This window comes from Dyella terrae, from assembly GCF_004322705.1.
Taxonomy (GTDB): Bacteria; Pseudomonadota; Gammaproteobacteria; order Xanthomonadales; family Rhodanobacteraceae; genus Dyella_D; species Dyella_D terrae.
Genome location: NZ_SIZZ01000001.1, coordinates 2,185,790 through 2,199,959, shown reverse-complemented (window position 1 = coordinate 2,199,959; position 14,170 = coordinate 2,185,790). Strand labels below are relative to the sequence as shown.

The window sequence follows — 14,170 nt, the reverse complement described above, 5'->3', positions numbered from 1 at the left end:
AGGTGAGGGCGGTTCATGAGCGGACGCGCCGCCACACCACTTCACCCCAGGCCCCTTCGGCCGCTCCACTCGACGGCTTGGCTACGCGGTAAGTGAGCTCATCGCCGTTGATGCTGTAAGGCTGGTCGGCGACGCGTCCGTCCCAGTTCGGAAACGACGCATGCACGATTTCGCTGTGCAGGGTATGGCTGTCCGCGCTCATGTGACCGAAGTGCGCGTTGGTATCCATGGATGCCGCGCGGTACTCCTCGGGCGTGCCTTTGGACTTGTCATTGGCCGCGAACGCCATGCGCTTCGCGCGCACGATCTGCATCATGTAATTCCCCTGCGCGTCGATGAGCCATAAGCCCGAAGGCGTGGGGCCGTAGAGTTCCACGCGATGACCATCGGGGTAGACGTTGTCGCAGCGGACCAGCTCCCAGGCGCCGACCAGGTTTTTGGGAACCATGCGAGCGCTGCTGGCCTCCTGGGCCGCCACAAGCGGCGAGGCAGCCACGGAGGCCATGAGGCAAGCGAGAAGTGCGCGTTTGAGGGATGACATGACGACACCTTGGTTTGTGGGGTGGGACGGATCGTCGCTCCGTTTGTCGGGTTTGATAATGAGTTGCCGTCTTTATTGACCTTCAAATGGCATTTGAAGATCATCCCGCTCATCCCTTCGGGAGTGGACGTCATGAACCGCCTGAGCGACATGCAGCTCCTGGTCGACGCCGCCGACCTCAACAGCCTCTCGGCCGCCGGGCGTCGGGCCGGACTGTCCCCCGCCGCGGCCAGCGCCTGCGTGCAGCGCGTGGAGTCCATGCTGGGCGCACGCCTGTTCGAGCGCACGACGCGACAGCTGCGCATGACCGACGAGGGCCGCATCTACATCGCCGCCTGCCGGGCTGCACTGGAAACCATGAAGGAGGCCGAGCGCGCCGTGCGCAGCGGCACCGACGCGGTCAGCGGAACGCTGCGGGTCTCGGCGCCCTCGGATCTCGGCCGCAACCTGCTGGTCCATATCCTCAACCGCTTCATGGAGCAGCATCCCGACGTGCGCGTGGTGCTGACACTGTCCGATTCCCTCTCGCGATTCGTGCCGGACGACATCGACATTGCTGTTCGCGTCGGCCCCCTGGTCGACAGCGATCTTGTGGCGCGCCACCTGGCCGACAGCTGGCGCGTGGTCTGCGCATCGCCCGCATGCATCGACATACACGGCATGCCGCAACGGCCCGACGACCTGGTCGATCTCCCGACGCTGGTCCTGACCACGCAGGCGGGCCCGCGGAACGAGTGGCAGCTCGGCGAGGATGTCGTACGCGTCCGCCGCTATCACGAATGCACCGATAGCGAAGTCATACGCACCTGGGCCATGCTGGGGCGTGGATTTGCGTACAGGCAGCTATGGGCGGTGGCGGCGGACGTGGATGCCGGGAGGCTGCGGCTGGTGCACGCACCGGCGTGGTCCGCGCCATCACCCATCCACGCCATGTACCATCCGAACGCATTCCAGCCGCCCCGCGTGCGGCGGTTTGTGGAGTTTCTCCAGGAGGCGTTCGCGCAACGGTTTGGGAGCGCGGGCGGCCTGGCGAAGGGCTTTATGGACGAGGCTTGACGAGTCGTCCGTAGTCGACTGATAGGGGAAGCGGATCAGGGGGGGGGCAGGGGTGCCATTGAATATTCGACCCGCGACAGCAGAAGAGCTGAGGAGCACGCTTAAAGAAATCGCCCGGCGGCCATCAACTGGCGATGGCGACGATGCGCATATTCAACGAGCCTGCCTGTTGCTAAGGCGCTACCTCCAAGGCGCAGCGCCGGCGTCGGTGAGCAGCTGCATGCCGGAAATCGTCTGGCATTACCTGTCCGATGCGGACATTCGCCGCAAGGATCAAGTGTTCGCTACGGCTCAGACGGATGCTCTGCTGGGTGCGTTGGTGGAATGGGAAGGTGAGGAGTTCAGTTGATTCGAATGTCTGCTTTCGAGCCATAGCGGACGGCGCGAGAAGCAAACTGGGAGGGAAAGATGGGTGCTCAGTACGAAATCTGCCCGAAGTGCTCAGCACACTTCGAAGGGCGAAGTGCTCTTTTATGGGGCGGAGTTGCCGCCTATAGCGGCTTTACACTACCCGCTGCCTCCTCCAAAGTTTGCTGCCCCAGGTGCGGCTATGTTTTTGCAGGCAGGAACGTTCGGTTTTTCGGTTTCCTGTCAGCTCCGGCACTTTGCTTGGCGCTTCTCGTAGGCGTCATGGCCGCCGTTCTGGTTATCGTGATGGCTTCAGAGGCTCCGTCAGGCGTTGGGCTGCAAGGCAGGACTTTCGGCGAAGTTGGAATGCCCGCTTTCGACCCAGCGCGGACCTAAATTCGATGGACGTCTGACCGCAAAAGTTTACTGTGCGCTCAAAAGACGTTTCTTCTACGCGCAGGGGGGGGTATGAGAAGCTCGGTCCGGACAATCGCATGGGTGTATGGCGCCGTAGTTTTCCTGGCAGCCCTATGGGCCTGGTACACCGAAATCGATCTGCGCAACTCAGCTACGGAGCATCTGCTGCCAGGCATATTGTTAGCGCTTGTTACGTTGCCATCGTCCCAATCCTTGGGCTTGATCTATGGGCGATGGCCTGCATTTTTCGACGCACCTTTTACGCAACTTGCATGGTTAACGGCCTGTGGTGCGTTTCAGGCTGCGGCTCTGTATTTGCTACCTTTTCTCGCCCATAAGGGGCGAGACCGTAAACAGGCATAGGATCGAATGAAATGTCTGCTTTCAACCGAGAGCGGACACTCATGTCGTAGCAAACGGTGTATGCGTAGCCAGGAGGGGGCGCGTGAACTGGACAGCAGTAGTCTTTTGGCTGATCGTCATCGGTTTCATCGTGGCTGCGAGCGTCGCGAACGCCGCACGGCGAAAGATCAAGGACGATAAGGTGCGGATGCGAGTTCGTCTGGCATGGATCGTTTTCTGGTCCTTGTTCGGTTTGCTATTCGTTGGCTCAGTGATCTATGGGGTGAACAGCTTCGCTGAGCTCGATAGCAGCCGCTGATACAAGTGCAGTCAGAGGTCCGCTAAGGTCCGCTTTCGACCCGGAGCGGACATTTCATAGAAAGCTGTACTGCAGTTCGATTGTTCGGTCATTAACCAACAAGGAGCAGGTATGAACAGGATTACTCTCGTCGCGGTGCTGCTGGCGCTCTCTTCTGTCGCTTCAGCGAAACCCGCCGGTGACATCTCGGCCACAGACTGGAACAACGCGCGTCCCAAGGTCGAACTTCGAGTAAGTCGAGGGACCACAAGCGACACCTATGCGGTGGAAGCGACCATTTCCGACCTTCGGTCCGGCAAGGTTCTTGCGCACCCGAAAGTCATTACACGGGCAGGTGTTCCAGCGAAAATCCAGGCCGGGGCAAAAGGCGCAGCAGGACTCATTTCAGTCGAGGCAACGGTCACGGTGGCTCCGTCTGGCGCAACGGCCACTTACGCCAGCGAGATCAAGGATAACGATGCTGTAGTTAGCTCGCAGGGAGCGACACTCGCGGTTTCGAGCTAACGGCCGGAGCTGACATCGAGCCAAGGGTCTTGGGCGAAATTTGGCCTTGCCGTGATGGCGGTGTCCGCTTTCGACCCAAAGCGGACACTCTTGTCGGGCCCAGTTGAGCGAGGATTGGGATGAGGCACGCAATTAGGATCTTGTTTGCGTCAAACGCAATGGCATTTCTCGGACTCATGCTGATCTTTCTGGCAACCCTCTTCGTCCAAGGGCCAGAGTCTGCCAACCGAGTCTGGCATACGCCATGGTGGTACTTGCTTGTTTGGCCAATCTCAACGGCGGCCTGCGTGCGGTTTCTCCGCACATAGGATTCGGGTCGTTAGGTCCGCTTCCGACCCGGAGCGGACAGTTTTCAAAAGAAGGGGGCGGCATGAAGTGTAGCGAGTGCGGCGCACAAAGCTGGATCGTCGTAGAGAAGCTCGGTTCCCTGGAGAAGTGGGAGTGCAACCAGTGCGGAAGCCGAAGTGCCGTCCATGTTAACGATGCAGGCATAGGCGATTCGTTTCCTCAAGATTTGTCTTCCATCCCTGAGCTGCACGGCATTTGGTTGTCGAAGCCATCTGCAGAGACGGTGCAGCGAGCTGAGGTTCTATTTCCGAGGCTGGAGCGACTTTCTCTCGCTCAGCACCTTCGGCGTTATGTTGATAAGACAAGCTTCTCGCTTGGGCGAGTCAATGCAGTCGATCGACTGAACTTGGGTCACAAGCTTGGTGAGGCTGGAATGGGTATCTTTGGTGAATAAAACTGTCCGCTTTCGACCCTAAGCGGACACTCCGAAAAACACAACTCAGGGGGAAGTGTGAGCCACGATCTCGCGTTTTTTGCCCATGCGCCTGGGATTTCCGAGGCAGACATACGAGCTTCATATCGAGCCTACTGCGAAGGAACCAGGGCGGACTCGGGAGCGGAGAGTCCCGAGCTTGCGCAGTTTGTGCGTGCCCTGGCGTTTCGCTACCCGACACTGGCTGCCCTGGACGATGCCGAGCTGGATGGTAGCCCCTGGTCCTCAGATTTTGATCAAGGGCCAACGCACCTGATCGTTTGCATGAGCTTCAGTAGGGCGGCTGAGGTTGGTCAGTTCATATGGGAATTGCTTCAGCGATTCCCGTTGGTGGTCTATGACCCCCAGGCTGATGAGGCATTTTTCGGCAGCGATAGATTGTCGCCGGCCCCTCCCTCGAGGCCGAAGCCTTGGTGGAAGGTGTGGGGCTAACGCCGAATTTGCGGCCGTGACTAAGCGTCCGCTTTCGACCCAAAGCAGACATCGAATCGTGGGCTCCTTAGGTGCGATCTTTGTGGACAGGGGAGTGGTGATGCGCCAATACAAGTTGTGGTTCGCCCTTTCCTTCTTTTGGTCTCCCCTAATGGTGGGATTGCTTTTGAATCCCGGGAGCAACGGAAACCATCTCCCGTCATTCGGTAGTCGTCAACTCGCACTGCTCGGCTTTTGCGGCCTCTTGATGGTGTTCTGTTTTCTGGCCAACCTCAGCGCAGGGAGATTGCAGGCGGCCTGCTGCAAGCGTGAAGAGGCATCCTGGTCCACAGTCCGGCAGGCATGGTTCTCACTTGCGCTCGGCCTAATGGCGGTGTGGTGGTCTGCAACTAGTCTCCTGAACCGTTAAGGTCCGTCTACAACCCGAAGCAGACTATTCGTCATCAAGATACCGGGGGAGGTAATGGTGAAGTCTATTGTGAGAGTCACTTGTTTTGCGTCGTTCCTGACGATCAGCACTTTGGCCCTGGCGCAAGCCGTCGGCATTCAGACCATAGGTCAGCATCAGGCAGACGTATTGCTAGCCGTGCTTCGAGGGAAGGTTTCGCCCCTAACTTTGTCAGGGCAAATGCCACCCCTGCCTCCGGGAGCCCTTGAGCCAATCATGGCAACTTCGGGCATTCACTGCGTATTGCCTGATGACGGCGAGAGGTACTTCTCCGTTCAATACGTAGTCGGGACGGGTCAAGATGCGCGCAGGACAGTTTTCGCATTCACCTTGTCGTCGGCCGCGACGAACGAACAAGGAGCAACGGACATTGTAGGCCTGCTCAACAGCGGGAAGGTCACGCAGTACCAGGTTTGGCACGCATCAGGTCCACCCGGTCATGAGCGCTCAACCGAAAGTGGAGTTGTCGTTGATTTCGTTTCACGAACGCCATCAAGGTGCGTGCCCCTCCGATAATCCAATAGCGTCAAAGGTAGAGTTTGTGTCTGTCCATGTTACCGAGTTTCGCCGGCTGCTCGATGGTGGGCGACGCTACTTGAAGGCGCTTGCTCGATCCAGGACCTAAATGGCCTGGCTGCCCGGTGAATCGATGCGTCTATCTTCTGGCACGGTCACCCGGCATTGGTTCGAGCCACCCAGGGCTGGGTGGCCATGATTGATAGACGCTGGAATGAATGGGGCCATTCGACCAGCCCTGTAAACGAAAGCACTTTTAGGGACCGGTTGCGGGGTCAACTGGTCGATGCGGAAGTCTAGAGCGTAAGGTCCGCTTGCGACCCGAAGCGGACGTTTTAAAGAGCACCAATAATCTGCACGCCGGACATCGGCTTGATATGACACTCAATTTTCTGGGGAGCACATGGAAAACACGTCAGGGGGCGGTTCAAAAGCGATAGTGCCACCCGAGATTGATCGCTGGAACTGGGGAGCATTTTTTCTCACATGGATTTGGGGCATAGGAAACAGCACCTTCATTGCCCTCCTCATGTTCGTGCCACTGGTCAATCTCGTCATGTGGTTCGTCCTTGGCGCGAAAGGCAGTGCATGGGCCTGGCAGAATCGGCGCTGGGAAAGCGTCGAGCAATTCAAGAGCACGCAACGAAGGTGGGCTCTGTGGGGAACCATTGTCCCGGTACTTTTCGTGCTGCTATTTGGCGGTATTGTCTCGACCATGAAGCACTCCGATGCCTACAAGCTCGCTGCCAGCGAATTGCAGGTCAATCAAGAGGCGACTCAGATGCTGGGTTCACCGATCACCACTGGTATTCCGATGGGAAGCATCCAAGTGTCGGGCGCCAACGGAATGGCTAGCCTTTCGTTCAGTGCGGAGGGCCCCAGGGGAAAAGGCACTGTCTACGTCGTGGCCGTGAAAGAGATGGGCCAGTGGCGTTTGGACCAAGCGGTGTTCGAGGATGCGGCCACGAAACGCCGTATCGATTTTCGCCAATAGTGTTGGTGGATGAGTGCGCCAGGAATGTCCGCTTCCGACCCAAAGCGGACATGGCCGACAATCCATTCAAGAGGAGGGCCGACAGGGTGCCGAAGACTAATCGCTATCTGGCTTTTCTTGTTCTCCTTCCTTGCTTACAGGCCTGCGGATCATCGGCTGCGCGGGTTGTGAAGCCCGAGGTGCCAAAGTCGGAGGTGGCCTGCGTGGCGAAAGGAGGGCATTGGACAACACTGGGTTTGCCGATGCCTGACAAGCCGAAGATGTGTGATCTCAGAGCGACCGATGCGGGGCATTCATGTACGGACGGCAGCCAGTGTCAGGGCGAATGCTTGGCGTCTGTGGCAGCGATTGTCGGAAGCAAGGGCAAAAAAGGCACGTGCTCTGCGTACCTGAGCAACTTTGGAAACGTCTTGCGCATTCGACAGGGCGCTGTGGAAGACATGAACGTTGAGTAGCAGGCGAAGGTCTGCTTTCGACCCAAAACGGACAAAGCAAGTGTCGATCCGGGGTGATTTAAAGGGATTGAGGACGAGGGAGGTGACGTGGGGCCATTCGGACATTCACAAGCAACGCTCCGCATCTTCGGTGACTGTCTTGTTCCCGAAGATGTCTCTAGATTGCTTGGCTGTGAACCAACAGCTTGCGAGCGCAAAGGCGAGCAGATTGTCGGCCAGAGCACCGGGACTGTGCGCATCGCACGTACCGGCCTGTGGCGCCTTCGGGCTGAGCGGACCGAACCCGAAGACTTGCCCGGACAGATCGATGGGCTGCTTGGAAAGCTGACCAGCGATATGGCTGCCTGGGCGACGATCAGGGAGACCTGCCGAGTCGACCTTTTCGTCGGGTTGTTTATGAATTCCGCCAACAACGGGCTCTCCCTGCCACCTGCGCACTTGCTTGCTTTGGGCGAGAGAGGCATTGAGCTCGGCTTGGACGTTTACGATCACTCAGAAGCCTAGTTGCGTGATGGGGACTGTCCGCTTCCGACCCAAAGCGGACATAGTCAGTGGTGCCATTCTCATTCCTCCTAAGCATTCTGCGTGAGCCCAATGCGACATGAACTGCCTGCGGACGTCGTTCGATACTTGCCTGACGGTCATGAGGCATCTCAGGGTGTTTGGCTTGTGCTTCCCGAGGCGGGGACGAACGATCGCGACATTGAATCGGTCAACGCCTGGTTAAGGGCGGAAGATTGGTACCCACCGGACCTTCAAGATGTTGTTTGGTTCGGCGACGATGGAGTCGGAAACTACTTCGGTTGGCGCCCGTCACTTGCGCTGGCCGTTCTGTGGAATCCCGAGGACGGGGACGAGCCATGGCGCGTCGGGCAGGTTCGTGATCTGTGGGACTTCGTCGTCGCCGGCTACAAGAGCGAGCCATAACGCGAGGCTTGGTAATGTCCGCTTTCGACCCGAAGCGGACACAATTCTTTCTTGGGGAAGGAAGTGGACAGCGAGCGCAGGCGACAACTGAAAGCCCTGGGGAAAGCCGAGGTTAGCCGACGCTCGGAGGCAATCCACGCTGCGCTCGCTAAGGCCAACCCGGCACCTATTGGCTCGGACGAATGGGTAAAGAACTACCGAGCGGTCACGCAGGCAGAGCGAGGCCTCCGCAACCAGCTACCCGTTCTGCATAAAGCCCAGCTCGACAAGTCTTTCGTGGTGGAGACTGATCTGAGCAGAGGATCGCGGCCTTACCTTGGAGGCTATGTTCTCTGTCTTGAGTGCGGGTCTGCATCGCCAACGGCTATTCCTAGGGCTCGCAAGCTGTTTTGGGCAAGCTGCGCATGCGGAAACATCAAGTGGCGTTGCATCTGGTTTTGGCGTCGTTGTCGTGTTCGTTGGCCGGAAAAGCTCGTTCCGGTAAAGATCTTTGCGAGGGCGACCTGACCGCTGGACGTGAAAGGTCCGCTCCCGACCCAAAGGAGACCCTCCTGATGGTCACCTTTCAGCCCCACTTGCAGAGGGTTGGTGGACAAGCCGTTCACCCGGAAGACACCGTCACGTGCTCGAAGTCATCACCTTCTGGACGATCTTCCATGTTCCATTAACCCTCAGGCACGACAGCATGTCCGTGAAGGCGTGCGGGGGAACCTGCAACTTCAGTTTCAGGATCGCCAGATCCTTTTCAACGTCGATCGACAGGACATGGTCGTCGCGCTGAAAACCTTGTTCTTTTGGCGCTCGCGCGTTGCGTACGGCATCCAGCCACGTTGCAATGGGCGTCACGCTCACGTTGCCGTTCGCGCCAATCTTTGTAACGGAACTGGATGAATCAAAGAGGGGTGCAAATTTCTCGGCATCCATCTCATAAGCGGCGTCGAAATAGGCCTGGGCGATCGATCGCAAAGCGGAAACATCGGAATTCATGGTTGCCCTCGAAATGGGGTGCGCCGGGCATTTGATGTGGCGCGGCTAATTCGTTTCAGGCGTCAAACGCCTGTGCTTCATCCAAATGTCCTGGCGTTACGCTGCCGACAAAAGCGTAGGGCTGGGCCGCTTATGAAGCTAGTCATGTTGCGCGTATCAGTGTCATGAGTGATATTCATGAATGATGAGAAACGAACTTAACGAGCTCGCCACTTTTGCGATGGTCGCTCGCGAACGGAGTTTTACCCGAGCTGCGGGAAAGCTGGGCGTGTCACAGTCGGCGTTGAGCCACACGATCCGTGGGCTTGAAAAGCGGCTCGGATTACAGCTTCTCGCCCGAACAACGAAGAGTGTCGCGCCAACCGCTGCCGGGGCCGATCTGTTGAAAGATCTCTCTCCAGCGCTTGAGCAAATAGCACTGGCCCTGGACAAGGCCCGAAGCGCCCGTCAACGCCCCGCAGGTCGCCTTCGGGTCGTGATGTCACGTTCCGCCGCTGTCATGGTATTGCTCCCGCGACTGACGGCATTCGCTGAGGCCTATCCCGACATTGTTCTCGATGTTGTGACCGTGACTGGCCCGGTAGATCTTGTTGCTGGCGAATACGATGCAGGTATTCAACTCGGCGAATATGTTCAGAAAGACATGGTCGCGGTGCGCGTCACGCCTGAGTTGCGACTGGCTGTCGTGGGATCGCCTGACTATTTCGCGTCGCGAGACATGCCGAAGAAGCCTGAAGACCTCCGCGACCATCGATGCATATCGCTACGCCTTCCGGGCGGCCCCTATCGATGGGAGTTCGAGCGTGGGCGAAAGTCCGTCACGATCAACGTGAATGGCCCACTCATCATCGACGATACCCATTTGGTGATCGAGGCAGCACTGGCTGGTGCGGGCCTCGGCTTCGTCTATGAAAACCAGGTCTTAAAGGACATCGCCGAGCGGCGGCTTATCCGGGTACTGGAGGATTGGACGCCACCGATACCCGGCTTCTTCATGTACTACCCGAGTCGTCAGCATCAGCCTTCTGCACTGTCTGCGCTTGTGGAAACGCTGCGACTGGCGTGACAAGCGTTGTGGTTTGGAAATTGTGTGAGGCTGTCCTGGATTCACGGATTTGGCTATGTTGCACGCGCAACGCAAGTCAGCTTTCGACCCAAGGTGGGCACGTCGCAGGAGAAATCTGTGAAGATCGGGGAACTCACATCATTCGGCCACAATCTTGCGGACTCGCTCGCGAGCGGAATGTGCTTCATGGCGGGCATATATTCGGTGGATATTTTTGGAGAAGCCGCCTCTTCGCCCGAAGGGCACATCATCGTCGATTTCATAACGGGCTCAATGTCTGGAAGCCCGGCGTCTCCCAATCTCAAGCGCGCTGTCCGTCGCTTCGCCGAGCTCCTCCCTGATCTCGCGAAGGAACACAATTTGGACCCATCGGACATCAGGGTATTGACGGCAAGGTTTGGTACCGACCCTGTCGCCGGGCCTCACTTCTCCGTTACGGTCGAGGCTTTAGACGGGCGACGCTCGATTGACCAGTACGTTGGTATTCCTGGCAAACGCTTTGAAAGGGCCCGAAGAAGCAAGCGCGCTGATTGAAAGGCTGTTCAAGGCCACGCCCTTTACCGTGTGGCTCCATCCCTTTGTCCATAATGTCCGCTTTTGACCGCCTTTCAAGAGCGCCTCGCTGCGGCGACGGAGAGGTGGCGGTGGGGCGCCTTTGGTGCCAGGAGGCAAAGCTCGGCCATGGGGGTGCGACTGTGCTTTGCCAGCGACCACTTTCCGCGCTGAGCTGTTCACCGTGTGCACCGACATCGCATGCACGCTGAGATGCATCGGCGAGAGGTACTGGACGCAACAGGGGTGCGCGACCACGCCCACCTGCCCCAATTCACTTCGTGGAAGCGTCTGTCACCAGCACCGACTCCGCTCGTACATCACGATGCACAAAGAACAGCGCGCGCACATCGACATCAGCTGTCACTGCGGTAGCAACCATGGCATCGGAGGTCGGCCACGGCGCGAAGGCATAGCTCAGGTCGATCTTCTTGATCCTGGCGAGCAAATTGCCCTGGGCTTGCGGCATGTGCAGATCGAGGTGGCTGACATAGGGCGCGCCCTTGGCGTCCATGCTCACTTCGGCGCGGCCTTCGAACTTGATATCGTCGTCTTCATTCTTGTTATTGGTGTTCACGTTCACCCTGCCACCCCCGGTGTAGCCGCGCGGTACGCGGCGCGTGGTGAAGGTGTAGACCGTGCGTCCAGCTTCGCGTGAAAGCACGCGCGCGTCTGGGCCAATCACTTCCTTGAGTTCGGCATACGAAGCCAGCGCCTTGTCGGGTGACCTTGCCAGATCCTGGGTTTCGGTTTCGATCTCCGGCTTGTCGCCACCACGTACCGTGGTGACCGTTTTCAACGTGCCGTGCAGCTCACTCGCGGGCATCGCGGTTCGCGCCAATGCCTGCGCCAGCAATGCATCGTGCGCCATTGCACCCGATGCAGCGGTGAGCAGGACGATGCCCGCAATCAGCTTCATCCCCATGACGGTCATCCTTGTCTGAAAGCCCGACAGTAGGCGGGCCGCCACGGCTTTCCATGGGTCATTGGTCACGCGGGGGTCGAGAGTCATGGGGCGGGATAGCGCCGGGCCTGGCCCTCGTTTGGGGGCGGCGTCCAACGCGGGTGGTAGTCTTGGCCGAGGGGCGCATGACGCCGCGCCCGGGGGACAGCGAGGACCTAATGGGTAGGACCTGCTGGGGTCAGAACACTCCTCCTGCAGCAAAATGTTCTAGCGGCGAACCGAACTCTGGCAGCCACTGAGGTCGAACTGCAATGTGCTTCCCAGATTCAGCTCCGGGGTCGGACGCCCGAAAGTGTTTTGACTCCTTGGGTGTTGAAGAGTTTTGCCCCTTAGCTGTCGAAAGTGGCTGCGTAACTTGACCGACAGTGATTTCGGGCGGAAATGCAAGAGGACAAGGCGAGCCAGCGCTGCGCTGACCAGGCAGGCAAAGCTTCGACTGATCGCCAAAAGTGGATGCGGCATATCCGCTTACTCTCAATGCCAATGGAAGGGGTCGAACCATGGAGGCGAATGAATGGCAACGTTGACGACAATGGATCATGTCGCACTGGGAGCCATGTGTGGTGGCATTGCCATCACCCTATTCAATAAGGCCCTTACCGATGGTGCGCGCAACGGCGCAGCTAGGGTGGCCTGGTTCCTCACAGGCGTTGCGTTTGCGCGCGCTGTCTATGGCGGAATCATTGGTCTTTTGTACGCCCTCGAAGCCGGCACTACTGTCGCGGGCTCTCGGGCCGGCGGACATATCGTGCTCCACCGCGATGAGCATCCCATCGTCTACTGGCTGACTGTGTGCTTGCAAACCGCAGCGATGGGCATAGTTATCGTCCTCACGCTTGTGTGCTTTGTGAAGGTATTCACGAACGTGCTGGAGGGGAAGGTTGGGCCTCGGGCCGCCGGCGCACTGAATTCGACCCGATCGGCGGGAAGGCAAGCTTTCACTGGAAACGGTTCCACGCGCGGTGTGTTGATTTTCGTCTACTGGTCGTTATCCGTTTTTCTGTACATCGTTTCCATGCTTTCGTTGGCAGCTGGTGCGGATGCCACGAAAGGCGTGAACTCGGCAGCGGGAGTGGCTATCGCCATCGGCGCGTGCCTGACGATGTTCACCTGGCGACGACGTGGATCTGGTACGCCGGTATGGTCGGACATGAGTAGAAAGATCGTTTCGCTGGCCGGCTGGACGGCACTGGCTGTCTCGCTTGTCATCGCAGCGGTGGGTGTGTTGATGTCAGCAAATGAGCGATCACCAGCCAGCCCCGTCGAGGCATCGTTTGGCCTGCTGTTTTACTGGATGGGAAGGATGCATATTGGCGACCCGCAAGGGAGCGCCGAATGAGCCCGGCGGCTGCAGCGGCATGAGCCGCGTCCGGCCTGGCGAGGGTGAGGATTTGAGAGTGCATGGTCCACTTTCGACCCGGAACGGGCAGTCTCTGGCCGACGCTCAGGATCGCTAAACGCTTAGCAGGGGAGAAATGGTAATGAGCCTTCTTGGCCGCATCAGGCGATGGGTGAATCGAGATGACGGAAAGCTACTCCAGGTTGGTAATACGAACTTGGGGTGGGCCGAGATCGTCGGGATGCTGTTGGCCACTGGCGGTCTGCTCCTTTGGCAGCTCCACGCAGAAATCGGATTAAGCTGGATATGGGTCGCTGCCTCAGGCGCCCTTGGCCTCTGCTTGAGCATTCTCGGTGGGTGCTCGAAACCAGATAGCCCCGGTCATTGACTGAGTGAATTTCTCGGGACCGCTTTCGACCCAGAGCGAACCCTATGCCCAGTACACATAGACGTGTCTTTGATGGCTAAATCAGCATGACAATACTCGTGGTGCTTCCTGGCCTGGACGGCACGGCTACCTTGCACTCGGACTTCTCGAATGCGGTTCGCACCGCATTCGAATCTGTTGCCGTCATTTCGTACCCATCGAACCAGGTTCTTGATTACATCGCCCTGGAAAGGCTTGTCAGATCGGAATTGCCCCCCACTGCGCAGTTCGTTCTGCTGGGCGAGTCCTTTTCGGGTCCCATCGCGCTTTCCATCGCCGCGAACCCCCCATCCAATCTGCTTGGGGTTGTCCTTTCCACTACCTTTGCAGAGTCACCGGTGCCGCTGTTTGCGCCGTTTGCTCCACTCCTGCGTCTCGCGCCACTGCGCGCACTGCCATTGCCCTTGGTTTCCTGGTGGTTGCTGGGCCGGTGGGCTACGCCACAACTGGAAGCGGCGCTCCAGAGTGCGTTGCTTACAGTTCTGCCCGAGGTCCTGCGATCTCGCGCCAGAACAGCGATGAGAGCAAACGCATTGGCTGTATGTCGGTTGGTTGATCTGCCCGTACTCTACCTGCGCGGGACAAACGACAGGCTGCTCAATCGGCGCGCAAGCAGGAAAATTGCTGAGGCTATCGAGCACTGCATTATCAAAGACGTTGCAGGGCCCCATCTATTGCTCCAGGCGGCTCCAGCGGCTTGCGCCAAAGCCGTAAGTGAGTTTGCCCTTGGCCTGGGTTGTTGACCGTACAAATAA

13 protein-coding genes are annotated in these 14,170 nt (G+C 58.5%); 10 read left to right on the top strand and 3 right to left on the bottom strand.

The window, feature by feature from the left end; translation table 11 throughout:
* Nucleotides 1-13: 13 nt before the first annotated feature.
* A complete protein-coding gene (locus EYV96_RS09760) occupies nucleotides 14-541 on the bottom strand; it encodes a lipocalin-like domain-containing protein (RefSeq protein WP_131151221.1) in 528 nt (175 codons plus the stop codon).
* A 21-nt stretch (nucleotides 542-562) separates the two neighbouring features.
* Between EYV96_RS09760 and EYV96_RS09755 the strand changes: the two genes are divergently transcribed.
* The 6 genes from EYV96_RS09755 to EYV96_RS09730 all read left to right on the top strand — a co-directional run bounded on the left by EYV96_RS09755 (nucleotide 563) and on the right by EYV96_RS09730 (nucleotide 7,657).
* Entirely contained in the window at nucleotides 563-1,597 is a 1,035-nt protein-coding gene (locus tag EYV96_RS09755) for a LysR family transcriptional regulator (protein ID WP_205746123.1), read from the top strand.
* A 58-nt stretch (nucleotides 1,598-1,655) separates the two neighbouring features.
* Nucleotides 1,656-1,946, top strand: a complete 291-nt coding sequence (locus EYV96_RS09750) for a hypothetical protein (RefSeq protein WP_131151220.1) — start codon at nucleotides 1,656-1,658, stop codon at nucleotides 1,944-1,946.
* An 861-nt stretch (nucleotides 1,947-2,807) separates the two neighbouring features.
* Nucleotides 2,808-3,023 (top strand): hypothetical protein, encoded by a 216-nt coding sequence (locus EYV96_RS09745; protein WP_131151219.1) that lies wholly within the window; start codon nucleotides 2,808-2,810, stop codon nucleotides 3,021-3,023.
* Nucleotides 3,024-3,134: 111 nt separating this feature from the next.
* Nucleotides 3,135-3,527, top strand: coding sequence for a hypothetical protein (locus EYV96_RS09740; protein WP_131151218.1), 393 nt, complete (start codon nucleotides 3,135-3,137; stop codon nucleotides 3,525-3,527).
* A 2,580-nt stretch (nucleotides 3,528-6,107) separates the two neighbouring features.
* Nucleotides 6,108-6,698, top strand: a complete 591-nt coding sequence (locus EYV96_RS09735) for a cytochrome c oxidase assembly factor Coa1 family protein (protein WP_131151217.1) — start codon at nucleotides 6,108-6,110, stop codon at nucleotides 6,696-6,698.
* A gap of 542 nt (nucleotides 6,699-7,240) precedes the next feature.
* Entirely contained in the window at nucleotides 7,241-7,657 is a 417-nt protein-coding gene (locus EYV96_RS09730; protein ID WP_131151216.1) for a DUF4279 domain-containing protein, read from the top strand.
* Nucleotides 7,658-8,698: 1,041 nt separating this feature from the next.
* Here the strand turns inward: EYV96_RS09730 and EYV96_RS09720 are convergent.
* Nucleotides 8,699-9,067 (bottom strand): nuclear transport factor 2 family protein, encoded by a 369-nt coding sequence (locus EYV96_RS09720; protein ID WP_131151214.1) that lies wholly within the window; start codon nucleotides 9,065-9,067, stop codon nucleotides 8,699-8,701.
* A 181-nt stretch (nucleotides 9,068-9,248) separates the two neighbouring features.
* Between EYV96_RS09720 and EYV96_RS09715 the strand changes: the two genes are divergently transcribed.
* Both EYV96_RS09715 and EYV96_RS09710 read left to right on the top strand, forming a co-directional pair.
* A complete protein-coding gene (locus EYV96_RS09715; RefSeq protein ID WP_165488641.1) occupies nucleotides 9,249-10,133 on the top strand; it encodes a LysR family transcriptional regulator in 885 nt (294 codons plus the stop codon).
* Between the two features lie 117 nt (nucleotides 10,134-10,250).
* Nucleotides 10,251-10,667, top strand: a complete 417-nt coding sequence (locus EYV96_RS09710; protein WP_131151213.1) for a hypothetical protein — start codon at nucleotides 10,251-10,253, stop codon at nucleotides 10,665-10,667.
* Nucleotides 10,668-10,959: 292 nt separating this feature from the next.
* Here EYV96_RS09710 and EYV96_RS09705 read toward each other — a convergent pair whose 3' ends face one another.
* Nucleotides 10,960-11,610, bottom strand: a complete 651-nt coding sequence (locus tag EYV96_RS09705; protein WP_131151212.1) for a hypothetical protein — start codon at nucleotides 11,608-11,610, stop codon at nucleotides 10,960-10,962.
* 553 nt (nucleotides 11,611-12,163) lie between these two features.
* Here EYV96_RS09705 and EYV96_RS09700 point away from each other — a divergent pair.
* Together EYV96_RS09700 and EYV96_RS09695 are read left to right on the top strand one after the other, a co-directional pair.
* Nucleotides 12,164-12,988, top strand: coding sequence for a hypothetical protein (locus tag EYV96_RS09700; protein WP_131151211.1), 825 nt, complete (start codon nucleotides 12,164-12,166; stop codon nucleotides 12,986-12,988).
* Nucleotides 12,989-13,462: 474 nt separating this feature from the next.
* Entirely contained in the window at nucleotides 13,463-14,158 is a 696-nt protein-coding gene (locus EYV96_RS09695; protein WP_131151210.1) for an alpha/beta fold hydrolase, read from the top strand.
* Nucleotides 14,159-14,170 lie beyond the last annotated feature (12 nt).

Excerpts from the sequence above, each read along its gene's own strand:
- EYV96_RS09760 (WP_131151221.1), bottom strand. The coding sequence starts at position 541 with ATGTCATCCCTCAAACGCGCACTTCTCGCTTGCCTCATGGCCTCCGTG.
- EYV96_RS09700 (WP_131151211.1), top strand. The coding sequence starts at position 12,164 with ATGGCAACGTTGACGACAATGGATCATGTCGCACTGGGAGCCATGTGT.
- EYV96_RS09740 (WP_131151218.1), top strand. The coding sequence starts at position 3,135 with ATGAACAGGATTACTCTCGTCGCGGTGCTGCTGGCGCTCTCTTCTGTC.
- EYV96_RS09735 (WP_131151217.1), top strand. The coding sequence starts at position 6,108 with ATGGAAAACACGTCAGGGGGCGGTTCAAAAGCGATAGTGCCACCCGAG.
- EYV96_RS09705 (WP_131151212.1), bottom strand. The coding sequence starts at position 11,610 with ATGGGGATGAAGCTGATTGCGGGCATCGTCCTGCTCACCGCTGCATCG.
- EYV96_RS09695 (WP_131151210.1), top strand. The coding sequence starts at position 13,463 with ATGACAATACTCGTGGTGCTTCCTGGCCTGGACGGCACGGCTACCTTG.
- EYV96_RS09715 (WP_165488641.1), top strand. The coding sequence starts at position 9,249 with ATGATGAGAAACGAACTTAACGAGCTCGCCACTTTTGCGATGGTCGCT.
- EYV96_RS09720 (WP_131151214.1), bottom strand. The coding sequence starts at position 9,067 with ATGAATTCCGATGTTTCCGCTTTGCGATCGATCGCCCAGGCCTATTTC.